This is a genomic window from Candidatus Rokuibacteriota bacterium (assembly GCA_030647435.1).
Taxonomy (GTDB): Bacteria; Methylomirabilota; Methylomirabilia; order Rokubacteriales; family CSP1-6; genus AR37.
The window spans coordinates 1-21,739 of record JAUSJX010000006.1 but is presented as its reverse complement, the minus strand read 5'-3'; the positions used below and the strand labels follow the sequence as shown (position 1 = coordinate 21,739).

Genomic DNA, 21,739 nt, shown 5'->3' with positions numbered 1-21,739 from the left:
GAGGACGAAGCGGACGAGGCCTATCCAGGCGCAAAGCGCGACAACCCCCGTGAGGATCGGTGCCCACTCCACCTAGACCTCCTTGGCGCTGACGGCCTGGAGCACGGCGTTGACGAAATCGCTCTCCGGGATGGCACCCTCGAACTCGACGCGGTCGTTGATCACGATCTTCGGCACCGCCATGACCTGGTAGCGCTGCGACAGCTCGGGGAACTCCGTCGCCTCGACGCACTCGGACCGGACGTGCTCCGAGGCAATCGACATGTGCTGTGCCAGGCGCACGGCCCGCGGGCAGTGCGGTCAGGTCGGCGTGGCGAAGACCTTGATGGTGACGTCTTCGGTCAGCCCGGCCAGGGCCGCCTTCGTCTCGTCCTTGAGCTGCGCTTCGCCCGTGGAGACGGCGACGATGGAGTCGATCAGGTTGGAGAACTCGTAGCCCGCCGGGGTGCCCAGGAAGCGGATGCCGTAGTCCTTGGCGCCCTCGACCACGATCGCAGGCGTGACCGACACGCCGTAGGCTAGGGCCTCGTCCCGCTCGATGTGGGGATTCATCAGCTTGACGGTGATCTTCTCGGAGAGGGCGGCCACCTCCTTGATGAGCGAGACGGTCTGGGCGTTGTTCTCGGGCCCGAGCTCCGAAGCGAAGACCGTCAGCGTCACCGGTCCCGTGAGCTTCTCGAACTCCCGCGTGACCGCCTGCTCGTCCTGGGCCGTGAGGTATCCCATGGCTCAGTATACCCTCACGCCCGCGGCGCTCCCCGCACGATCTCGAGCATGCGGCGGTAACCGGAGGGATCGATGCGGGCGTCGATCAGGGTCGGCCCCGGCGCACCCTGCGCGGCGACGAGCGCGCCGGCGAAGCCCGCCTCGTCCGCCGCGGTCCAGGCCGTCACGCCGAACGAGCGCGCGAGGAGCGCCGGATCGGGCCCCGCGTAGCGCATGGACGCGCCCGCGTAGCCCTTCTGCTCCTGCTTGATCTCGATGAGCGACAGCGCCGCGTCGTTGAACACGATGACGGTGATGGGCAGGCGCAGTCGCGCGGCCGTCTCGAGCTCCGCCGCGACCATCATGAAGCCGCCGTCGCCCGTGAAGCACACCACCCGCTGCTCGGGGAAGGCGAGCTGGGCGGCGATGGCCGCCGGCAGCGCGAAGCCCATAGTCGCGAGCCCGTTCGAGATCAGGAACTCCCCCGGCTCCACAGCCTGCCAGTACTCGGCGGCCTGGAACATGTGGGCGCCGGCGTCCACCGTCGCGATGGTCCCGGCGGGAGTCAACTCGCGGGTGATCTGGACCACCCGGTGCGGCGCCAACCCCGGCACGCCGATCTCGAGCGCGCGCTGTCGCTCGCGGCGCAGCCTGTCCACCTCGACCACGTCCCAGTCGGCGTGGTGCTGGTGGAGCCGCGGCGCCAGCTCCTCGAGGATGACGCCGAGGTCGCCCACCACCTCGAGAGCCGGGGAGAAGTAGCCCCCGCCCCCAACAGCGGTGAGCGAAGGCGCTCCGGACGGCCCCCGCACCAGACTCAGCACGGGCGCGGTGTAGCTCCAGCGGCGCGGGATCAGCTCGACCGTGTCGAGGCCGAAGGCGATGATGAGGTCGGCGCGACCGACCACGGGCTCCTCGAGCGCGCCGCCCGTGAACACGCCCATCGCCAGCGGGTGAGGATCGGGCAGCGCGCCCTTGGCCTTGTAGGTGGTCAGGACGGGCGCGGGCAGCGCTTCGGCAAAGGCGCGCAGCCACTTCGCGTCGGCGGCGCGGCACTGAAGCCCCGCCAGGACCACGGGCCGCTTGGCCTTCTTGATCAACGCCACCGCGCCGTCGAGATCGGCGGCGGCCGGCTGTGGCAGCGGCGCGGGCGTCGCCGTCGTCGCGACCGGCACGGCGGGCTGGCTCGCTATGTCGGCCGGCAGATCCAGATGCACGGGGCCTCTCGGCTCCTTCATCGCGAGCTGGGCGGCATGGGCGACCCAGTGGCCGGCCGACTCCGCCGTGACGGCAAGGCTGCCCTTCACCACCAGCGCCAGGAAGGCCGCGTGGTCGAAGGCCTGGTGCGTGGCGAAGCCGAGCGTCGCCTCGGGGTGGCGGTCCGAGAGATAGATCAGCGGGCTCCGATCCAGGAAGGCGTGGGCGAGGCCGGTCGCGCTGGCGCTGACGCCGGGGCCCAACGTTGACAGCACCGCGCCCGGAGCGCCGCCGAGCTCGCCCGTCACGGCGGCCATGATGCACGCGGCGGACTCCTGGTGGCAGAGGACGAAGGGCAGGCCCTGCACACGCGCGGCCTCGAGCAGTTCGAGGTTTGAGCCGCCGCCCGGGACGCCGAAGATGCGCTGGACTCCGGCGCGGCGCAGGCCGTCGATCAGGATCTCGGCGACGGTGGGCATCAGGAACGGACGGGCAGGATCACGGTCGCGGTGCCGGGGACGGTCACCTCGCCCGCGTTCTCGAGCCACAGCTCGAGGTCGACGCGGCCGTCCGGGCCCTTCTTCTTGACGCGCCCGCGGGCCGCGATGGTCTCGCCGGCGAAGTTCGGCCGCCGCATCTGGAAGCCGAGCGACTTGACGAAGCCGTCCTCGCCCATCCAGTCGGTGACCACGCGGCAGAGGCAGCCGCGGATGAAGGCCGTGTTGATGAAGATGTCCTTGTGCCCGGCCTGCTGGGCGAATTCGCGGTCGTGGTGAATCGGGTAGAAGTCCTGGGTGCCCGAGACCTGGGCGACCATGCGCGTCGGCGTCAGCTCGAGCGAGAAGCCCTTGATCTCCTCCCCTTCCTGCACGTCTTCCCAAGCCGGACTTTCCCGGCGCGCCCCTTCGCTCATGCCCGGCTCACTCCCGTGGCGATCTCGTCGGGCGTGCGGTGGACGAGGATCTGGTTGGTCCGCTTGGCGACGACGTCCTGCTTCTGGTTCACGATCGTGGTCTCGGTGCGGATCCAGACCGAGAGCGGGTCGAGCTTGGTTCCGCGCTGGTGGATGGCGACCACCTTGTGGCTGGCGCCGAGGCGGTCGCCCACCTTCACGGGCTGGTGCCACTCGAACGCCTGGTTGAGGTTGATCAACCGGTCGCCGGGCGTCGGGATCTGGCGGACCACCGGGAAGATGTCGTAGTCGGCCGGCGGGTACGGCCCGAGGGAAGCGAAATAGTCCACCATCACGGGCGGGCAGTGCCCGTCCTCCAGAAAGCGCGGGTTCATGTCGTCGAGCATCTGGCAGTGGCGGCGGATGGGCTCGTGCTCCACCGGGTAGCGCCCCCATCGCAGCGGGGTTTCATACCCCTCCCACTGCTTCTTCACCGCCTTGACGTCGTAAGCCACGGGGGACGCTAGCCGGCGAGGCGGGCGAGGACGGGGCGCATCCGGTCGAGCGCCTTGCGGATGTTGGCCTCCGAGTTGGCGTACGACAGGCGCAGGTAACCCTCGCCGTACTGGCCGAAGGCCGTGCCGCCGAGGACGGCCACGCCGCCTTCCTGGAGGATGGCCTCGGCAACCTCGCTGGACGGCCGCTTGAGCGCCTTGATGTTGGGGAAGACGTAGAAGGCGCCCTTGGGTGTCCGGCACGTCACCCCCGGCAGCGCGTTGAGCCCCGCCACGATGATGTCCCGCCGCCGCTTGAACTCCGCCACCATCTGGCGCACCGGCATCTGGTCGCCCTGGAGCGCGGCGATGCCCGCCCACTGGGTGAAGGAGGCGGTGCAGGAGTTCGAGTTGACCATCAGCCGCGCCACGTGCTCCGCGAGCGGCACCGGCATGACACCGTAGCCCATGCGCCAGCCCGTCATTGCATAGCTCTTGGAGAAGCCGTCCAGGATGATGGCGAGATCGCGCATCCCGGGGAAGCGGGTGATCGACGCGAACTCGCCCTCGTAGAGGAACGCCTTGTAGATCTCGTCGGTCAGCACCGGGATCTGGTACTTCACGGCGATCTCCGCGATGCGGCCGAGCTGGTCCAGGCCCAGCACGCCGCCCGTCGGATTCTGAGGCGAGTTGATGATGATGAGCCTGGTCTTCTTCGAGGCGGCTTTCTCGAAGACCGCCATGTCGAAGCCGAAGTCGCTCTCCTCGCGAAGCGGGATGGGCACGGGGACGCCGCCCACGAAGTTGATGACTGACTCGTAGATCGGGAAGCCCGGGTTCGGATAGATCACTTCGTCACCCGGATTCACCAGGGCGGTGATCACGAAGTACATGATGGGCTTGGCGCCCGGCGTCACCACGATCTCCTCGGGCGCCACCGGGATGTTGCGCGTTCCGCCTATGTCCTTGGCGATCGCCTCTCGCAGCTCGGGCAGCCCGGCGGCGGGGCCGTAGTGCGTGGCGCCGTCATCGAGGGCCCGCTTGGCCGCCTCGCGGATGTGGGCGGGCGTGTCGAAGTCCGGCTCGCCGATCTCGAGGTGGACGATCTCCTTGCCCTGCCGCTCGAGGGCCTTGGCGCGGGCCAGCACCTCGAAGGCGGACTCGGTACCCAGCCGTGACATGCGCTCGGCGAAGTTCATGATGGCGACGATTATACTCGACGCCATGGAGCTGGTGGAGGTCGCGGCGGGCTGGTTCTGGATGGGTTGGGAGGAGGGGCATCCGGGCGAGCGACCGCGCCACCGGGTCTGGCTCGATGGCTTCGCCATCGCCCGCGCTCCAGTGACCAACGCCGAGTACGCCCGCTTCCTGGAGGCGGCGGAGGCCGCTCCCCCGCCCTGGTGGGACGACCCACGCTTCAGCGATCCGGGGCAGCCCGTGGTCGGCGTCAACTGGTTCGAGGCGTCGCTCTACTGCGACTGGCTGTCGAGTGCGAGCCGCGGACGCTACCGGCTGCCGACGGAAGCCGAGTGGGAGAAGGCGGCTCGCGGCGGGCTCGAAGGCGTGCGCTTCCCGTGGGGGGACGAGAGACCCGCGGCGGCGGGCTTCGACAGGCCGCCACAGGTCACCGAAACAGCCGCCAACCCGCTGGGACTCCACGCGCTCTCAGGCGTCTGCCACGAGTGGTGTCTCGACTGGGAGGACGAGGGGTACTACGCGGCATCACCCGAGCGGAACCCACTGGGACCGCCCCGCGGCACGCGGCGCGTCTCGCGTGGCGGCGCCTGGCGGCACCAGGATCCGTGGAGCCCCGTCGCCCACCGCTCGTCCCTGCCGCCCGACCTGCGCTACTCCGACTACGGCTTCCGGCTGGTTCGCGCTGCGGACTGACTACAGACTTGTGCGGAGGCCTTCGATGTCCCGCCGGACTTCCTGGAATGCGACACGAACGACGGCATGGGTCGCCGCGAAGCGCTCGTTCATCTCAGTGCGCAGGCCGGTACCCTGGCGATCCACGCGTTCAGAGAGGACGATCACACCCTCCGCAATGCCGCGTATGTCGTGACGAAGGTGCTCCGCCACGACGTCGAAATGGCGCCGGGTTTCGGCGGCGGTGTCTCGCACTTCCTGGCGGAGTGCCTCGAACTCCCCGCGCACGGTCCCGAACTCCCCGTGCAGGGTCCCGAACTCCCCGCGCAGGGTCCCGAACTCCTGGCGCAGGGTCCCGAACTCGCGGCTCAAATCGTCGCGGAAGCCGCCCAGAGCCTGGTCGAGGTAAGCGCGGGTCTCGGCGTCCACGGCGCTACTCTAGCCCTCCGCCCGCCTTCATTTCAAGTGTGTCGCGTCGGATACAGCGCCGTCCTACGTGTGAGCGATGACGTCGATCTCGACGAGCGCACCGGCGGGCAGCTTGGCCACCTGGACGGTCGAGCGGGCCGGCGGCTGCGCCCCCGCGTGCCGCTTGTAGACCTCGTTCATCTCGGCGAAATCTTCCATCCGCGCGAGGAACACCGTGGCCTTGACCATCCGGTCGAGTCTACTGCCGCAGCTGTCGAGGATCGCCTTGAGGTTGGCGAAGATCTGCTCGGTCTGCTCGCCGACGGATGAGCCCGTGAGCGCGGTCTCGCCGGGCTTGAGAGCGATCTGGCCGGAGACGAAGACGAGATTGTCCACCTTGATGGCCTGCGAGTAGGGCGCCCCCTGGAGGGGTTCGGGCGCCTTGTTTGTCTGGATCACGAACTTTTTCGCCATTGAGTTCTCCTTGACTACCAGAGGCTTGCCGGCAGCGGCAGCCCCTCGAAGTCCGATGTGGGTAGCGGTTCCGGGGGCGTGACGCCGAGGTCGGCGGCCAGGGCATAGAGCTGGCGGAGGTGCCGGGCCGCGTGCCATGTGGTGCGCTCGAGCAGCTCGTGGCCGTTCTGCGGGCCGTAGTAGACCTTGATGGTGCGAGCGTACTCGGAAGGGCCGGCGCCCTCGAACCAGCCGGAGACGCGCCCGCGCACGAGCGCGCCGTAGCGCGCGACCGCCGGGCCGTCGACGAGGTCCGGCGGCGCCTTCTCCTGGAGCCACGACTCGCGCAGCTCACCCATGTCCATGCCGTCGACATAGGCCAGCGACAGCCTGAAAACGTGGAAGGCCAGATCCCGCACGCTCCGGTCGCGCTGGGGCGGCTTGTGGTCGAGCGCGCTGACGGGGAGCGCGGCCAGCAGTGTTCCGGTACATGCCAGGATCCTGTCGAGCCGCGCGCCGAGCTCGAGCGGCGGCAGCTTGGGCGTTCTGCCCGCCGGATGACCCGATTGGCGATCCCCCGATTGACGATCCATGGCCGGCTGCCCTACCGCACGCTCAAGAACACGTGGAGCCCGCGACGGTCCGCGACGACGAGGTCAAGCAGGCCGTCGCCGTCGAGGTCTTCCACCAGAAGGTTGGACTGGACCGGGCCCGTGAGCTGGAGCGCCCAGCGCTCCTCCCAGCGGCGGCCCGTCAGCTCCAGCGCGGCCAGCACGTCGCGGCCCTGGCGCGGCAGGATGACCTCGAGCCGACCGTTGCCGCTCATGTCGGCGATCACGGCCTGGTCCTGATTGCGGGACCCGGCCGCATGCGAGGAGTAGCCCAGGGCCTTCCCCGACGGAATGAGGGACGCGGCCCTCCGCTCGTACGCCACCAAGACGCCGGCGAGATGCGGCGTGTTGACAGCGATGAGCTCGGGAATGCCGTCGCCCGAGACGTCCGCCGCGCCGATCACGTGCACCCAGCGGTTGCTCTGACCGAAGGCGGGCCCCTCGGCCAGGACCTCGAGCCCGCCTTCGCGCCAGCCGAGCACGAGGATCGAGGAGCCCTGGCGCGGCGCGCTCTTGACGACGACCGCCGCCGGGCGGCGGCCTTCGCCGATCGGCGCCATGATCGCGATCAGGTCCTCGAGGACTGCGGGCGCGCGGACGACGTAGCGGAACCGGATCGTGAGAGCGTTGGGCACGACGGCGATCACGGTCACGGCCGACGCCTCGAGCTTGTTTCCGAGGACGCCGTGCGGGTAGCGCTCGGTCGGGTCCGACAGGACCACAGCCTGGAGCCCGGAGGAGCCGTCCAGACTGCCGAGCGTGATCCGCGAGTCGGGCAGCGCCTGCGCGTCCACGCGTGAAACCACGCGGGGACCGGAGGGCAGGCTTCCGATGAGCACGAGGGCGCCGTCGGCGGCCACGGCCAGGAGGTCGTCCCAACCCTTTCCCTCGAGGGTGACGGGAACAGGCGAGGTCAGCCGGGAAAGGGCGCCACCAACGTCGAAGGCGCGAAGCGCGCCCTCGCTCCACACGAGGAGGCGGCCCTCGGGCGACACGGCGACGACCGCGCTCCGCCCCTCGCCGAGCGCGACGACGACAGGCGGGCCGTCGGGGCTCGCAACCTCACCGTAGCGTCCCAGCACCTGGAGCTCCGTCTGGCCGAGCTCGAAGATCCACAGGGTGCCGTTGGCGTCGATGCAGGCCAGCCGCTTGGGTGGCAGGGAAACGACCCAGCGAAACGGCGCTTCGCCAACGGCGGAGATCACGAGCAGGCGGGGGAAGGTCCCCTTCCCCGCGGCAACCCGGTTCGCGCCGGGCCCGCCGTAGGAGAGCGGCCACGCCTGCGCCGACGCCGCCAGCGTCAGAACCAGGAGCGCCGCGCCGGCAAACCGGACGATCACGCTCCTATCGGCCGTGGAAGACCACCGACTGCTTCTTGGCAAACGCCGCGACGCCGTTCTTGAAGTCTTCCGTGTGGCCGCTGGCGGCGATGGCCTGAGCCTCGAGCTCCATCTGGCTCTCAAGGCTTTCCTGCGTGGACTGGTGGAAGAGGAGCTTGGCCCGGCCGAAGGCGAGCGTCGGCCCTTGGGCGAGCTCTGTGGCCAGCGCCGCCACCGCTGCCGGGAACTCGGCGTCGGGATGGACGCGGTTGACGAGCCCCCAGTCCATGGCCTCGCGGGCCGAGAGGATCCGGTTGGTGTAGTGAAGCTCGAGCGCGCGCCGCAGCCCGATCATGCGCGGCAGGAAGTAGGAAGACGAGCCGTCGGGCGAGGCGGCGATCCTGGAATACGCCATGGTGAACTTGGCCGACTCGGCCGCGACCACGAGGTCCCCGGCCAGTGCCAGGCTCATACCGCCCCCGGCGGCGATGCCGTTGACGGCCATGACGACGGGCTTGGCCGTGCGGGCGAGCCGCGAAACCGAGCCATGGAGATACGTCGTCAGCTCCTTGATGAGGATGCCGATGCGGTCGGGACTGTCGTTGAAGTCCTTGACGTCGCCACCCGCGCAGAACGCCTTGCCCGCGCCCGTCACGACGATGCAGCGCACCGCGCGGTCCTCGTCCGCCTCGAGCGTGGCGTGGAAGAGATCGCGGCCGAGCGCCAGGTTCAGCGCGTTGTAGGCATCGGCGCGGTTCAGCGTGATGGTCGCGACCGCGTCCTTGACGTCATAGCGGATGGTCTCGTAGCCCATGCAGGTCTCCTTAGAGGGGTGGTCAGCGACGATCGCCGACGCGGTGCAGCTTCAAGAGATTGGTCGTGCCGGTGACCCACATGGGCGCGCCCGAGATGATGACGATCACGTCGCCGTTGCGCACCGTCCCGTCCCCGAGGAGCGTCGCCTCGACCTCGTGGACCATCTCGTCCGTGGTCTCGACTTTTCGGATGAGGCGGGAGCTGACCCCCCAGTAGAGGCCGAGCCGCCGCTGGACTTCCGGAAAGGGCGTGAGCGCCACCACCGGCACGTCGGGCCGCTCGGACGAGATGAGACGCGCGCTGAAACCCGACTGGGTAAAGGCGACGATGGCCTTGGCGTGGAGCACCTCGGCGGCGCGGCAGGCCGACTCCGCGACGGCCTCGGAAAAACCGTACGCCTCGGGACGGGGCGGCAGGGCCGCGGCCCGCGAGGTCTCGCGCTCGGCGCGGGCCGCCACGCGCGACATGACCTCGACCGCCTCCACGGGGTGCCGGCCCGAGGCCGTCTCGGCCGAGAGCATGATCGCGTCCGCGCCCTCGAAGATGGCCGTGGCGACGTCGGTCACTTCTGCCCGGGTGGGGCGGAGGTAGGTAACCATGGACTCGAGCATCTGCGTGGCGACGATGACGGGCACCTTGGCGAGCCGCGCCTGCCTGATCACGTCTCGCTGGATGATCGGCACTTCCTCGAGCGGCACCTCGAGGCCGAGATCGCCGCGCGCCACCATGACCGCGTCCACGAGGGCGAGAATGCCCGGCAGGTTGGCGACGATCTCCGCGCGCTCGAGCTTCGCGATGATGGGCAGGCTCGCCCGCTGCTCCAGGAGGAACTTGCGCACCTCCTGGATGTCGGAGGACGACCGCACGAACGACACGGCGACGTAGTCCACGCCGTGCTCGATCCCGAAGCGGAGATCGTCCTTGTCCTTGGCCGTGAGACAGGAGACCGGCAGCGGCAGCCCCGGCAGCGACACGCCCTTGTGGTCGGACACGACCCCGCCGGCCGTGATGCGGCAGTGCGCCTCGCGCGCCTCCACCCGCTCGACGACGAGCTGGATCGTGCCGTCGTCCATCCAGATCTGGTCGCCGGGCTTGAGCGAGGCGAAGAGCTTCGGGTCGTCGAGCGAGGCGCGCGCGGCCGTCCCCGGCACCGTCTCGGCCGTCAGCACGAAGAGCTCGCCCGCGAGGAGCATGGCGCGGCCGCCGACGAAGTTGCCGAGCCTGACCTTGGGGCCCTGGAGGTCCTGGATGATGGTGATCGGGTGACCCCACCCCGCCTCGCCCTCGCGGATGGCGCGGATCGCGGCCGCGTGTTCGTCGTGAGTACCGTGAGAGAAGTTGAGCCGCGCCACGTCCATGCCCGCCTCGACCAGCTTGCGGAGCATGAGCGGGTCCCGGCTGGCCGGTCCGATGGTGCACACGATCCGCGTGCGTCTCACTTGAGCGCCTTCTTGAGGACCTGCCCCGTGTAGGACTTGGACGCCTGCCGGGCGACCTCTTCCGGAGTGCCGGCGGCGACCAGGCGGCCGCCGTCGTTGCCGCCCTCGGGCCCGAGATCGATGACCCAGTCGGCCGTCTTGATGACGTCCACGTTGTGCTCGATGATCACCACCGTGTTGCCCTGGTCTACGAGCTGGTTCAGCACCTCGAGCAGCCGTCGGATGTCGGCGAAGTGCAGGCCCGTCGTGGGCTCGTCGAGGATGTAGAGCGTCCGTCCCGTGGCCCGGCGCGAGAGCTCCGTGGCGAGCTTGACGCGCTGGGCCTCCCCGCCCGACAGCGTGGTCGCCGACTGGCCGAGGCGGATGTAGTCGAGCCCGACGTCGTGGAGCGTCTGGAGCTTCTGCTTGATCGCCGGCACCGGGTCGAAGAACCCGAGCGCCTCGGCCACCGTCATGTCGAGGACCTCGGCGATGTTCTTGCCCTTGTAGCGCACCTCGAGCGTCTCGCGGTTGTAGCGCTTGGCCTTGCAGACCTCGCAGGTGACGTAGACGTCGGGCAGGAAGTGCATCTCGATCTTGACCAGGCCGTCGCCCTGGCAGGCCTCGCAGCGGCCGCCCTTGACGTTGAAGGAGAAGCGGCCGGGCTGGTAGCCGCGCATCCGCGCATCCGACGTCCGCGCGAACAGCGTCCGGATCAGGGTGAAGACGCCCGTGTAGGTCGCCGGGTTGGAGCGCGGCGTCCGCCCGATCGGCGACTGGTCGATGTCGATGACCTTGTCGAGGTGCTGGGCGCCCTCGATCCTGTCGTGCTCGCCGGGGCGCTCCTGGGCGCGGTGGAGCATCTGCGCGAGCGCCCGGTACAGGATGTCGTTGACGAGCGTGGACTTGCCCGAGCCCGAGACGCCCGTCACGGCCGTGAAGGTGCCGAGCGGGATCTTGACCGCCATGCCCTTCAGGTTGTGCTCGCGCGGGTTGTGGATGGTGACGTGCTTGCCGTTGGGCGCGCGGCGCTTCTTCGGGATGGCGATCTCCTCGACGCCGGAGAGGAACCTGCCCGTGAGCGAGCCGGGGTGCGCGGCGATCTCTTCCGGCGTGCCGACGGCGACCACGTGGCCGCCCAGCTCTCCCGCCCCCGGCCCCAGGTCCACGACGAAGTCGGCCGCGCGGATCGTCTCCTCGTCGTGTTCCACCACGAGCACGGTGTTGCCGAGGTCCCGCAGCCGCTTGAGCGTGTCGAGGAGCCGGCTGTTGTCTCGCTGGTGGAGCCCGATGCTGGGCTCGTCGAGGATGTAGAGCACGCCGACGAGGCTCGAGCCGATCTGGGTCGCGAGGCGGATCCGCTGCCCCTCGCCGCCGGACAGCGTGGCGGCGCCACGGTCGAGCGTCAGGTAGTCGAGCCCGACGTGGGCCAGGAAGCCCAGCCTCTCGCGGATCTCCTTGAGCACGCGGCGCGCGATCTGGGCGTCTCGCTCGGAGAGCGTCAGGGTGTCGAAGAACTGGCGCGCGGACTTGATGGAGAACCGGACGACGTCCGCGATGGAGCGCCCCGCGATCTTGACGGCAAGCGTCTCGGGCCGGAGGCGCGAGCCCTGGCAGGCGGGGCAGTCCCTGAGCGCCATGAAGTGCTCGAGATCCTGTCTCACCTCGGGGGACAGCGTCTCCTTGTAGCGGCGCTCGAGGATCTTCACGGCCCCCTCGAAGCCGTCGCCGGCCTCGCCGTGGAGGATGATGTCCCGCGTCTTTTTCGTGAGCTTCCCCCACGGCGTCGCGAGATCGAACTTGTAGCGGCGGGCAAGCACGTTAAGCGTCTGTTTGAAGGTGGAGGCTCCCGGGCCGGCCCAGGGGGCGAGCGCCCCGTCCTTCAGTGACCGGGCGGGGTTCGGCGCCACGAGGGCCGGGTCGATCTCGTACCGCGAGCCGATCCCACCGCACTCGACGCAGGCGCCGTAGGGGCTGTTGAACGAGAACATGCGCGGCGACACCTCCGGGAAAGAGATGCCGCACGCGGCGCAGGCCAGCCGCTCCGAGAAGACGTGGGACGGGCCGTCCGCCACCTCGACCTGGACCACGCCCTCGGCCAGGCGGAGCGCGGTCTCAAGCGAGTCGTTGAGCCGCGAGCCGAGCGTGTCACGGATCACCAGGCGGTCCACGACCACCTCGATCGTGTGCTTCTTGGTCTTGGCGAGCTCGATCTCCTCGCTGAGCTCGCGGAACTGGCCGTTGACGCGCACCCGGACATAGCCCTGGCGGCGCAGGTCGAAGAAGAGCTTGCGGTACTCACCCTTGCGCCCCCTGACGACCGGCGCCAGCACGATGAGGCGGCTGCCCTGGGGCAGCGCCATGACGCGGTCGACCATCTGCTGGACCGTCTGCGCGGAGATCACGACGCCGCACGAGGGACAGTGGGGCACGCCGATCCGCGCGAAGAGCACGCGGAGGTAGTCGTAGATCTCGGTGACCGTACCGACGGTCGAGCGCGGGTTCTTCGAGGTCGTCTTTTGCTCGATCGAGATCGCGGGCGACAACCCCTCGATCGAGTCGACGTCGGGCTTTTCCATCTGCTCGAGGAACTGCCGGGCGTAGGCGGAGAGCGACTCGACGTAGCGCCGCTGGCCCTCCGCGTAGATGGTGTCGAAGGCCAGCGAGGACTTGCCGGAGCCGGAGAGCCCCGTCAGGACCACCAGCTGGTCGCGGGGGATCTCGAGGTCTATGGACTTGAGGTTGTGCTCGCGCGCGCCTCGGATGACGATCCGGTCGTTGGCCATCGGAGCCCCATTCTAGCCCTTGCGCGCGCGCCGGGCGAGCCGGAGCACGAGCGCGGCGGCCGGGGCCGCAACCACGGCGGGGTAGGCCAGCGGCAGCCCCGCCCAGCCCGGCGAGCCGCCGCCCGTCCACTGCCCCAGGAGCGCCAGGGCGCCGAAGACCGCGAGCCCCACGAACCCCGCCCACGTACCCCAGCGGGCGCGCGCCGCGGGCGGCGGCAGCAGCACCGCCGGCGCGAGGGTGGACGCCGCGAGTCCCAGTGCTGTTAGAACGAGCACCCACGGCTCGGTAGGCCAGAGGCTCGCCACCGCCGCCGCGCCGATGATCGCCGACCAGAGCCCGAGATCATGGCCGATCTCTCCGCCTCCCGTGACATCGAGCCCGCCGATCCGCTCGCGAAGCGCCACGCTCGAGGCGAAGAAGCTCGCGAGCCCGGCCACCGGCACGAGCGCCAGGACGAAGCGCCCCGCGCCCGCGGCCCCAACGCCTGCAGCCCAAGACCCCGCGCCCGCGGCCCCAACGCCTGCAGCCCAAGATAAGGACGGCGGCCTCACCAGCCGCTCGAGGGCGACGCCGCCCAGGAAGATATCGGGAGCGCCGAGCGCGCAGTAGACGGCCCAGCCGATTCCCCAGACGAAGACCGCGAGGAGCCCCGCGCCGACGGCGGCCATCTGGCGGCGAGTGACCCTGGTCGTTGCGCCATACCCGATGAGAGCGAGCGCGCCGCCCGCCAGCGTGAGCAGAAGCCCCCAGCGCCGCGAGGAATCGCCACGCCGGCCGTCGGCCCAGGCGATCCCGGAAGACGGCGCTCCGGGGACGGCCTTGCCCGCCTCGAAGCGCAGCCGCGCGCCCGGAGGCCACGTCAGCTCGTCGCCGGGTCGGAGCGTCACCGACTGCCCGGCCTGGAGCTCCCAGTCGCTCTCGCTCACCCGCGCGCCGTCGCGCGCGCGGACGTGAATCTGGGCCGGGCCGGCCGTCGTGATCCGGTGCTCCTCCTCGAAGACCAGCACCCCGGGCCCGCGCCCCGCGCGCAGCTCGCGCCCGGCGCTGACCCACGGGCTCGAAGCGGGAAACCGGAACGCGGGCTGTGAAGCTACCCGCTCCCAGGCGCCCAGCGGGCCCACGGCGGCCCCGCGCGCGATGACCAACAAGGGCACGGCCAGGCCGAGCATACCGGCGAGGAGAAGCCACGGCACGAGGCGCCCGGCCTTGCGCCAGATCACGAGGAGCCATGCCCCGCCCGCCGCGATCCCGATGCCCTGCCAGCGCGGCGCGCCGAGCCACGCGGCCGCGTCACCCGCCAGCACCAGGCTGGCCCAGACGAGAAGCCCGGCGACGAGGAGGAAGATGACGACTGGGAAGAGAGCGTCGCGGGCGGGCTGGGCCGCCCGCGCATCGCCGCCCGCCACCGCGAGCGCCAGGAGCGGCGCGACCAGGAGCAGGAGTCCAGCCCAGACGCCGTCGGGCCCGCCCTCGAGGACGAGGGCCGGCACCGCGAGCCACGCGGCCGGGGTGAGCCAGACGGCCAGGGTGCGCGCGCCGGAGATCACCGGTGGAGGACCACCGCCGCCAGCCACGCGAGCGCGGGGGCGACGACGGCGCCGTACCACCACAGGAGGGCGAGGCCCGCGACGCGGATGCTGCCGGCCTCGGAGGGCAGCGCGCCAATGAGCGGGTAGGCGGCCAGCAGGAGCAGCAGGAGGACGGCGGGGAGCGCAGTTCTCACGACGGCCGCATCATAGCAAATCGGGGTAGAATGGCCGAAGCTCTCAACCCCGAACGAGGAGAGGACATGCCCGAGCGGATCAAGCGTGTGATGGTCGTGACCGCGCACCCGGACGATTCGGAGTTTGGCGCGGGCGGCACCGTGGCGAAGCTCACGAGGGAAGGCAAGACCGTCATTTACTGCATCCTCACGAACGGCGACAAGGGCTCGAGCGACCGCAGCATGACACCCGAACGGCTGGTCGGGATCCGCGAGGAGGAGCAGAAGAACGCCGCGCGCGTCCTCGGGGTGGACACGGTGGACTTCCTCGGTTTCCCGGATTGCGAGCTCGAGAACACCCGCGAGTCCCGGATGGCCGTCACGGCCGCCATCAGGCGCCACAAGCCGGACCTCATCATCTGCCAGAATCCGAACCGGACGAAGAATCTCGGCGGCTCCCACCGCGACCACCGGGCGGCCGCCGGCATCGCGCTCGACTGCGTCTACCCCTTGGCGCGGGACCACATGGCGTTCCCCGAGCTGCTGGCGCAGGGGCTCGAGCCGCACAGGGTCAAGGAAGTGCACACGATGTGGTGGGACGACCCCGAGGTCGTCGTCGACACCGCCGACACGATCGACCTCAAGATCAAGGCGCTCCAGTGCCACGTGAGCCAACTTCCGGATTTGGCGGGGATGGAGAAGCGCGTCCGCGAGCGCGGCGCCATGCTGGGGAAACCAAAGGGCTACGCCTACGCCGAGACCTTCGACCGCATCCTGATCGAGCGCTAGCAGCGGGCCCGGCCCGCGCGCGCACCCTGATCGCGGAGGACTCCCCTGATGGCGGGATCGACAACGACGCCGACGACGCTGACGGAGCTGATGGGCCGGAGCGTCTCGGCCGAGCCGGACGCGCCGTACTTCCACCTCTACGACGAAGCGGTCACGTACGGCCAGCTCTGGAAGGAAAGCGCCCGCTACGCCGCCGGGCTCCGCCGGGCGGGCATCGACCGCGGCGACAAGGTCTGCCTCATCTATCCCACGTGCAAGGAGTTCTTCTTCACCTTCTTCGGCGCGCTCCGGCTGGGCGCCGTCCCGGTGCCGCTTTACCCCACGCTGGGCGTCGAGGCGACGGCGGGCGTCTTCCGCGACTCCGAAGCCAAGGCCGTCGCCACCATCGGCTGGTTTCGCAAGGGCGTGGAGGAGAGCCAGGCCGCCGCGTCCAATATCCGGCACGTGCTCGAGCCCCAGGACCTCGAAGTGGACGGGCCCTCGCCCGCCTTCCCCACGCCTCACGAGACCGACACGGCCTTCATCCAGTACACCTCAGGCAGCACCGGCAATCCTCGCGGCGTGGTGCTGAGCCACGCCAACGTCACGCAGACCGTCGCCTTCATGGCCGAGGCGGCTCAGCTCACTCGCGAGGACGTGGTCGTGTCGTGGCTGCCGCTTTACCACGACATGGGGCTGATCGGCTGCGCCTTCACGCCGTCCTCGATGGGCGCAGACCTGTGGCTCCTGCCGCCCGACCTCAGGAACCCGCGCACCTGGCTCGAGCTCGTGACCAAGGTGCGGGCGACCTTCACCGTCTCCCCGGACTTCGGGTTCAGGAACTGCGTGCGCAACATCGGCGATGTCTCGGGCATCGATCTCTCGTCGGTCAAGCAGGCGCTCTCGGGCGCCGAGCCCGTGCGCGTCAGCACCATCGAGGCGTTCGAGAAGAAGTTCGGCGTCCAGAACCTGATCACGCCGGCTTACGGGCTGGCCGAGGCGACGCTGGCCGTGGCCATCTGGCCGCGCCGGACGCCGCTCCGCCCCGACCCCTCGGGCAGGTTCCTCTCGGTCGGGCAACCGTGCAGGGGCGTGTCGGTCAGGATCGTCGACGAGGCAGGACCGGTCGCGCCAGGGCTCGAGGGCGAGATCTGTGTCAAGAGCCCCGGCGTCATGCAGGGCTACCACAACAACCCCGAAGCGACGCGCCGGGTGGTCTCCCCGGACGGGTGGCTGCGCACCGGCGATCTTGGATTCGTCGACCGCGAGGGCTATCTCTTCGTCACCGGGCGGCTCAAGGACCTCATCATCGTGGGCGGTGAGAACATCGTGCCCGTCGACATCGAGGAGATCGTGGACCATATCCCCGGCGTGCGGTACTCGGCCGCCGTCGGCATCGACAGCGAGCGGACCGGCAGCCAGCGCCTCCACGTCGTCGCCGAGGTGCGCGAGGGCGCCGACGACACGGAGGCGTTGAGCGGGATCGTCCGCGAGATCGTCCAGCGCGTCCACCAGGGGCGCGGCCACCGCCCCGCCCGCGTCCTACTCGTCCGCCCGGGCACCATCCCCAAGACGTCGAGCGGAAAGATCCAGCACTCCCGCCTCGGCCAGATGATCGCCGGCGGGGAGCTCGGCGACCGCCTCGTCTACGCGTCGGGCGCCCACAGGGAGTAGCGCGTGGAATTCGGCTGCCACCTTCCCATCTTCGGTCCCGCCGCGACGCGCACGAGCCTGCTCGCCTTCGCGCGGGAGATGGAGCAGCTCGGCTACGAGAGCCTCTGGGCGAGCGACCACATCGTCATCCCGCACACGATCCGCTCCCGCTACCCGTACAGCGACACGGGGCAGTTCCCGCTGGCGCCGGACGCGACCTTCCTCGAGCCGCTGACGGCGCTCGCCATGGTCGCCGGGGTGACCGAGCGCGCGAAGCTCGGCACCACGGTCCTCGTCCTACCCCACCGCCACCCGGTGCTGGCGGCGAAGGCGCTGGCCACGCTCGACCACCTCTCGGGCGGCCGCGTCATCCTGGGCGCGGGCGTCGGCTGGATGCGCGAGGAGATCGAGCTCCTGGGCGCGCCGTTCGCTGAGCGAGGCGCCTGGTCCGACGAGGCGATCCGGATCATGCGCGCCTGCTGGCGGGACGAGCGTACCAGCTTTCACGGGCGCTTCTTCAACTTCGACGACATCGGCTGCTTCCCAAAGCCCGTCCGCGGCGACATCCCCATCTGGATGGGCGGGCACGCCAAGCCCGCGCTCAGGCGCATCGTCGCGCTGGCGGACGGATGGCACGCGGCCTTTCCCACCGCGGCCGGCCTCGAGAGCGGCCTCCGCGAGCTGCGCGAGGAGTGCGCCAGGCAGAAGCGGCGGTTCGACGAGCTGACCATCACGATGCGCGCGGGCCTCGCCATCCGCCCGGCCCCGGGCGGCCCGGACCGCAAGGCGCTCCAGGGCACGCCGGAGGAGATCGTGGAGGATCTCAGGCGCTTCAAGGCTCTCGGGGTGAGCCACGTGCTGATGGAGGCGAGCTACCGCGACCTCGCCCACATGGTGCGCACCTTCGAGACCTTCGCGCGCGACATCCGGCCGAAGGTGTAGGCCCGGCCGCCCCCGTGGACTTCGGCTGGCATCTGCCCTGCTACGGCCGCCTCGCCACTCGCGAGAACCTGATTCTGGTTGCGCGCGAGGCGGAAACGCGCGGCTTCGAGTCGGTCTTCGTCTCCGATCACGTCGCCCTGCCCTTCGAGCCGACGACGCCGTACGGCTCGAGCCGGACGGGCACGTTCCCGGTCCCGCCGACCGACGTCTTCCTCGAGCCGCTGACGGCCCTGGCACTCGTCGCGGCCGTGACGGAGCGGGTCAGGCTCGGCACCACGGTGCTGGTCCTCCCGCACCGTCACCCCGTGCTCGCCGCCAAGACCATCGCCACGCTCGACAATCTCTCGGGCGGGCGCGTCATCGTGGGCGCGGGCGTCGGCTGGCTGCGCGACGAGATCGAGCTCTTCGGCGTGCCCTTCGAGCGCCGCGGAGCGTGGAGCGACGAGGCGCTCGGGGTCATGAAGCGCTGCTGGGCCGACGAGCGATCCAAGCACGAGGGCGAGTTCTTCCACTTCGACGACGTCGGCTGCTTCCCCAAGCCCGCGCAGAAGCCGTATCCCCCGCTCTGGATCGGCGGCCGCACGGCCGCGGCCTACCGGCGCGTGGCGCGCTTCGGCGACGGCTTCCACGCCGCGTGGTCGGCTCCCGACGTCATGCGAGAGCAGATCCGCGAGGTGTGGAAGGCATGCGAGAACGTCGGCCGGCTCGGCACGGACTTGACCTTCTCCGTGCGAGCGGGCTACAGCATCCGCGAGGAAGCTTCGCCGCACCCGAAGGCGAGCCTCCTGGGCCCGCCCCAGTTCATTGCCGAGCAGATTCAGCGCTACGCCGACGTGGGAGTGAGCCACATCGTGCTCGAGGCACCCGCCCGCGACCTCGACGAGCACCTCACGCTCATGCGCCGCTTTACCGAAGACATCCGCCACCTCACCGAATAGAGAGCTTCCGCCGCCCGGCAGCAGGGGGGCCCGGGGCGCCCCGGGGGGCCTCTTCGCGCCCGGGCGGCGCTACGCGGCGTTGTGGAAGATGACGCCGAGGGTGTAGCGCTCGCCTGAGAGGACGCGGCTCACGCCGTGGCGCATGTTGACGCGGTGGTGGCCGCGGGCGCCCGCCGCGGGCCGGTATCGCGTCGTGAAGATCACCGCCTCGCCCTGCTCGAGGTGCACCACGCTGCCCCGCGACTGGGCGCGTGGGCGCTGCTCGACCAGGAGGAACTCTCCGCCCTCGAAGTCCTTGCCCGGCTCGCTCAGCAGCACCGTCAGCTGGATGGGAAAGACCACCTCGCCGTAGAGATCCTGGTGGAGGCAGTTGTAGCCCCCCGCGTCGTAGCGCAGCAGCAGCGGCGTGGGCTTCTTCTGGCCGCGGCGCGCACAGAGAGTCAGCAGTCCGGCGAGGTCCGCGGAGTAGCGGACCCGCGTCTTGAGCGCGGCCTCCCATCGGTTGGCGATGACCGCCAGCGGCGGGTAGGCGCGCTCGCGAATCTCCCGAACGCTGGGCGGCAGCGGCTCGGAGAAGTACTTGTACTCGCCCACGCCGAAGCGGTACCGCGCCATATCCACCCGGCTCCTGAAGCGCGCGGGATCCGCGTAGAGGACGCGCAGCTCGGCGCATTCGGCAGGGCTCAGGAGCGCGGGAGTCCGCGCATGGCCCCACTCATCGAGCGAAGCCCCGATCTCGGCCCAGTCGAGCCGGGTCAGCCGGTCGGCGATCGACGTGTTCACGCCGCTTGGGGCTTGCAGACTTTGCACGGGCGGTAGCCGACGGAGCGCGCGTCGTCCACCGACGCGAAGACCACGCGGTTGTCGGGGCGCATGTGGCGGCCGTGAACGCAGCCCACGCGGCAGACGATGCGGGTGCTGGCGCAGCCTTCGTAGACCGGCGTGGTCCGCTCGAGAGACAGGAGCCGGCGCTTCACGTCCGTGCCGAAGAGATAGCCGCCGAGCCCGCCGCCCGTCTGCAGCACGCGGTGGCAGGGCACGATGAAGGGCACGGGATTCCTTCCGAGCGCCGTGCCGACGGCCCGCACCGCGCGCGGGTGGCCGATGCGCCGGGCGACCCAGGCGTAGGGACGCACCTCGCCGAACGGGATGCGGCGGGCCGCGGCGAGGACCTTCTTCTGGAAGTCCGGCGCCTCGGAGAGATCCACCGGCACGGAGAAGAAGGCCCGCTTGCCCTGGAAGTACTCGGAAAGCTCCTCGCGCGCGAGCGTAGCCACTCTGCGCGCGGCCGCCGTGGCGGGCTTCGGGAGGCGCCCGGCGCGGATCAGCGAGACGCCGTCGGGGGTCGCCTGGATGGAGATCCTGTCGAGGAGCCGGCCGGTCTCCCGCGCCGACGCGCGCGCCGCCATGAGCACCTGCTTCGCCAGATCTCCCGGCTCGGCGTCGGGCTGGAAGTACCGCTTGAGGATGTCGTCGATGCGGTCCGTCTTCATGCCGGATCTCCTTTGGTGAGCGCAGTCTTGAGCAGGCTCTTGCCCCGCTGGAGCTGGCTCTTGACCGTGTTGATCGAGATGCCGCGGATGCGCGCGAGCTCGCCGTAGGAAAGCCCGTCCACGTACCGCAGCGCCAGGAGCACGCGCGCCTCGGTCGGCACGCGGTGGAGCGCCCGGCGGAGGTCGAGGTGCTCGCCCGGCGGATCGGGACGCGCCGGGGGCTCGAGCTCGCCCGAGCGGCTTTTGCGGCGCCTGAGCTCGTCCATGCAGACGTTGGTCAGGATCCGGTACAGCCACGTGGACACGGCCCACTCGGAGCGGTACGTCCCCGCGCCCAGGTAACACTGGAGGAGCGCGCGCTGCACGGCATCTTCAGCGTCGGCCCGCGACCCCAAGAGGCGCCGCGCCACCCCAAGCAGCCGCCCCCCATACCGCCCGACAAGCTCGCCGAAGGCCGCCTCGTCCCCCCGGGCCACCCGCCCCATCCACCGCCGCTCCTCCTCCAAAGCGCCCATACACCCAGGTATACGGCCAGCCGACAGCGAAAGGGCGGAAGCCGCACCGCGGATGGCACTAATAGAAAAGCTGGCACTGAGAGGAAACCTCAAGAAGGGTCAGGGCGGCGGTGGGGCCGGGGATGCCCCCCGAACCCCCATGGCCGTCGGGGGTAGCAGTTCGAGCTGAGCGGCGAAGCCGTGAGGCGAGGCCCGAGTTGATCGGCGCCCCGGCCGCGCCGCTGCCCGGCGCAGAGCGCTAAGACAGCAGCAGCCTAAATCTTCGCCCCCGACTTGTTCCAATCATCGAGGAACTTCTTCAACCCGATATCCGTCAACGGATGCTTCATCAGCATCTCCAGCACGGAGAACGGCATCGTGCACACGTGCGCCCCCGCCTTCGCCGCGTCCACCACGTGAAGCGGGCTGCGGATCGAGGCCGCGAGCACCTGGGTCTTGAAGCCGTAGTTGCGGTAGATCTCGCAGATGTCCCGCACCAGATCCATACCCACCGCGCCGATGTCGTCGAGGCGCCCGAGGAAGGGGCTGATGTAGGTCGCACCGGCCTTGGCTGAAAGCAGCGCCTGGGGCGCCGAGAAACAGAGCGTCTGGTTGATCCGTATCCCCTCGCCCGAGAGGTACTTGACGGCCTTGAGCCCGTCCTTGGTCAGCGGGCACTTGACCACGACGTTCTTCGCGACCTGCGCCAGCTCCTTGCCCTCCTTGACCATGCCCTCGAAGTCCGTCGCCACGACCTCCAGGCTGACGTCGCCGGGAACG

At 70.2% G+C, this 21,739-nt stretch carries 23 protein-coding genes and 1 pseudogene; 5 read left to right on the top strand and 19 right to left on the bottom strand.

The window, feature by feature from the left end; genetic code table 11:
• Positions 1–72: 72 nt before the first annotated feature.
• The 6 genes and pseudogenes from Q7W02_00575 to Q7W02_00550 all read right to left on the bottom strand — a co-directional run bounded on the left by Q7W02_00575 (position 73) and on the right by Q7W02_00550 (position 4,487).
• Positions 73–288, bottom strand: a pseudogene (locus Q7W02_00575) (thioredoxin family protein).
• A gap of 12 nt (positions 289–300) precedes the next feature.
• Entirely contained in the window at positions 301–726 is a 426-nt protein-coding gene (locus Q7W02_00570; protein ID MDO8474684.1) for a hypothetical protein, read from the bottom strand.
• Between the two features lie 14 nt (positions 727–740).
• Positions 741–2,381: a thiamine pyrophosphate-binding protein gene (locus tag Q7W02_00565; protein ID MDO8474683.1), complete on the bottom strand. Its 1,641-nt coding sequence runs from the start codon at positions 2,379–2,381 to the stop codon at positions 741–743.
• Positions 2,381–2,815, bottom strand: coding sequence for a MaoC/PaaZ C-terminal domain-containing protein (locus Q7W02_00560; GenBank protein ID MDO8474682.1), 435 nt, complete (start codon positions 2,813–2,815; stop codon positions 2,381–2,383). Before Q7W02_00560 ends, Q7W02_00565 begins: the two co-directional genes overlap by 1 nt.
• Complete coding sequence (locus Q7W02_00555; GenBank protein ID MDO8474681.1) at positions 2,812–3,309, bottom strand: MaoC family dehydratase N-terminal domain-containing protein; 498 nt, start codon at positions 3,307–3,309, stop codon at positions 2,812–2,814. Before Q7W02_00555 ends, Q7W02_00560 begins: the two co-directional genes overlap by 4 nt.
• A gap of 8 nt (positions 3,310–3,317) precedes the next feature.
• The gene (locus tag Q7W02_00550; protein MDO8474680.1) at positions 3,318–4,487 is read right to left on the bottom strand and encodes a pyridoxal phosphate-dependent aminotransferase; all 1,170 of its coding nucleotides are present in this window, start codon (positions 4,485–4,487) and stop codon (positions 3,318–3,320) included.
• Here Q7W02_00550 and Q7W02_00545 point away from each other — a divergent pair.
• Entirely contained in the window at positions 4,486–5,178 is a 693-nt protein-coding gene (locus tag Q7W02_00545; protein MDO8474679.1) for an SUMF1/EgtB/PvdO family nonheme iron enzyme, read from the top strand. The two genes, Q7W02_00550 and Q7W02_00545, sit on opposite strands and share 2 nt — an antisense overlap.
• Here Q7W02_00545 and Q7W02_00540 read toward each other — a convergent pair whose 3' ends face one another.
• The 9 genes from Q7W02_00540 to Q7W02_00500 form a co-directional block, all read right to left on the bottom strand.
• Positions 5,179–5,586, bottom strand: a complete 408-nt coding sequence (locus Q7W02_00540; protein ID MDO8474678.1) for a hypothetical protein — start codon at positions 5,584–5,586, stop codon at positions 5,179–5,181.
• A gap of 63 nt (positions 5,587–5,649) precedes the next feature.
• A complete protein-coding gene (locus Q7W02_00535) occupies positions 5,650–6,039 on the bottom strand; it encodes a Rid family detoxifying hydrolase (protein MDO8474677.1) in 390 nt (129 codons plus the stop codon).
• Between the two features lie 14 nt (positions 6,040–6,053).
• Positions 6,054–6,611 carry a DinB family protein gene (locus tag Q7W02_00530; GenBank protein MDO8474676.1) on the bottom strand — a complete coding sequence of 186 codons (558 nt, stop codon included), beginning with the start codon at positions 6,609–6,611 and terminating at the stop codon, positions 6,054–6,056.
• Between the two features lie 11 nt (positions 6,612–6,622).
• Positions 6,623–7,969, bottom strand: coding sequence for a hypothetical protein (locus Q7W02_00525; protein MDO8474675.1), 1,347 nt, complete (start codon positions 7,967–7,969; stop codon positions 6,623–6,625).
• Between the two features lie 4 nt (positions 7,970–7,973).
• A complete protein-coding gene (locus Q7W02_00520; GenBank protein ID MDO8474674.1) occupies positions 7,974–8,762 on the bottom strand; it encodes an enoyl-CoA hydratase-related protein in 789 nt (262 codons plus the stop codon).
• Between the two features lie 22 nt (positions 8,763–8,784).
• Positions 8,785–10,203, bottom strand: a complete 1,419-nt coding sequence (pyk, locus tag Q7W02_00515) for a pyruvate kinase (protein ID MDO8474673.1) — start codon at positions 10,201–10,203, stop codon at positions 8,785–8,787.
• Positions 10,200–12,968: an excinuclease ABC subunit UvrA gene (gene uvrA / locus Q7W02_00510; protein MDO8474672.1), complete on the bottom strand. Its 2,769-nt coding sequence runs from the start codon at positions 12,966–12,968 to the stop codon at positions 10,200–10,202. The genes pyk and uvrA overlap by 4 nt, the downstream gene beginning before the upstream one ends.
• 12 nt (positions 12,969–12,980) lie before the next feature.
• Complete coding sequence (locus Q7W02_00505; protein MDO8474671.1) at positions 12,981–14,516, bottom strand: hypothetical protein; 1,536 nt, start codon at positions 14,514–14,516, stop codon at positions 12,981–12,983.
• The gene (locus tag Q7W02_00500) at positions 14,513–14,692 is read right to left on the bottom strand and encodes a hypothetical protein (GenBank protein ID MDO8474670.1); all 180 of its coding nucleotides are present in this window, start codon (positions 14,690–14,692) and stop codon (positions 14,513–14,515) included. Before Q7W02_00500 ends, Q7W02_00505 begins: the two co-directional genes overlap by 4 nt.
• Before the next feature lie 66 nt (positions 14,693–14,758).
• On the opposite strand from Q7W02_00500, the gene Q7W02_00495 reads away from it, so the two are divergent.
• Genes Q7W02_00495 through Q7W02_00480 form a run of 4 tightly spaced genes read left to right on the top strand, consistent with a single transcriptional unit; the run spans position 14,759 to position 18,972 of the window.
• Positions 14,759–15,460 (top strand): PIG-L deacetylase family protein, encoded by a 702-nt coding sequence (locus tag Q7W02_00495; protein ID MDO8474669.1) that lies wholly within the window; start codon positions 14,759–14,761, stop codon positions 15,458–15,460.
• A gap of 48 nt (positions 15,461–15,508) precedes the next feature.
• On the top strand, positions 15,509–17,113 hold the full coding sequence (locus Q7W02_00490; GenBank protein MDO8474668.1) for an AMP-binding protein: 1,605 nt from the start codon (positions 15,509–15,511) through the stop codon (positions 17,111–17,113).
• A 3-nt stretch (positions 17,114–17,116) separates the two neighbouring features.
• Positions 17,117–18,034, top strand: a complete 918-nt coding sequence (locus tag Q7W02_00485) for an LLM class F420-dependent oxidoreductase (GenBank protein MDO8474667.1) — start codon at positions 17,117–17,119, stop codon at positions 18,032–18,034.
• Positions 18,035–18,048: 14 nt separating this feature from the next.
• On the top strand, positions 18,049–18,972 hold the full coding sequence (locus tag Q7W02_00480; GenBank protein MDO8474666.1) for an LLM class F420-dependent oxidoreductase: 924 nt from the start codon (positions 18,049–18,051) through the stop codon (positions 18,970–18,972).
• Between the two features lie 69 nt (positions 18,973–19,041).
• On the opposite strand, the gene Q7W02_00475 is transcribed toward Q7W02_00480, so the two are convergent.
• From Q7W02_00475 to Q7W02_00460, 4 genes are all read right to left on the bottom strand, one after another.
• The gene (locus Q7W02_00475) at positions 19,042–19,755 is read right to left on the bottom strand and encodes a 2OG-Fe(II) oxygenase (GenBank protein MDO8474665.1); all 714 of its coding nucleotides are present in this window, start codon (positions 19,753–19,755) and stop codon (positions 19,042–19,044) included.
• A complete protein-coding gene (locus Q7W02_00470; GenBank protein ID MDO8474664.1) occupies positions 19,752–20,465 on the bottom strand; it encodes a methylated-DNA--[protein]-cysteine S-methyltransferase in 714 nt (237 codons plus the stop codon). Before Q7W02_00470 ends, Q7W02_00475 begins: the two co-directional genes overlap by 4 nt.
• Positions 20,462–20,950, bottom strand: a complete 489-nt coding sequence (locus Q7W02_00465; protein ID MDO8474663.1) for a sigma-70 family RNA polymerase sigma factor — start codon at positions 20,948–20,950, stop codon at positions 20,462–20,464. The genes Q7W02_00470 and Q7W02_00465 overlap by 4 nt, the downstream gene beginning before the upstream one ends.
• A 284-nt stretch (positions 20,951–21,234) precedes the next feature.
• A partial coding sequence (locus Q7W02_00460) for a transaldolase family protein (GenBank protein ID MDO8474662.1) occupies positions 21,235–21,739 on the bottom strand: 505 nt, incomplete at its 5' end.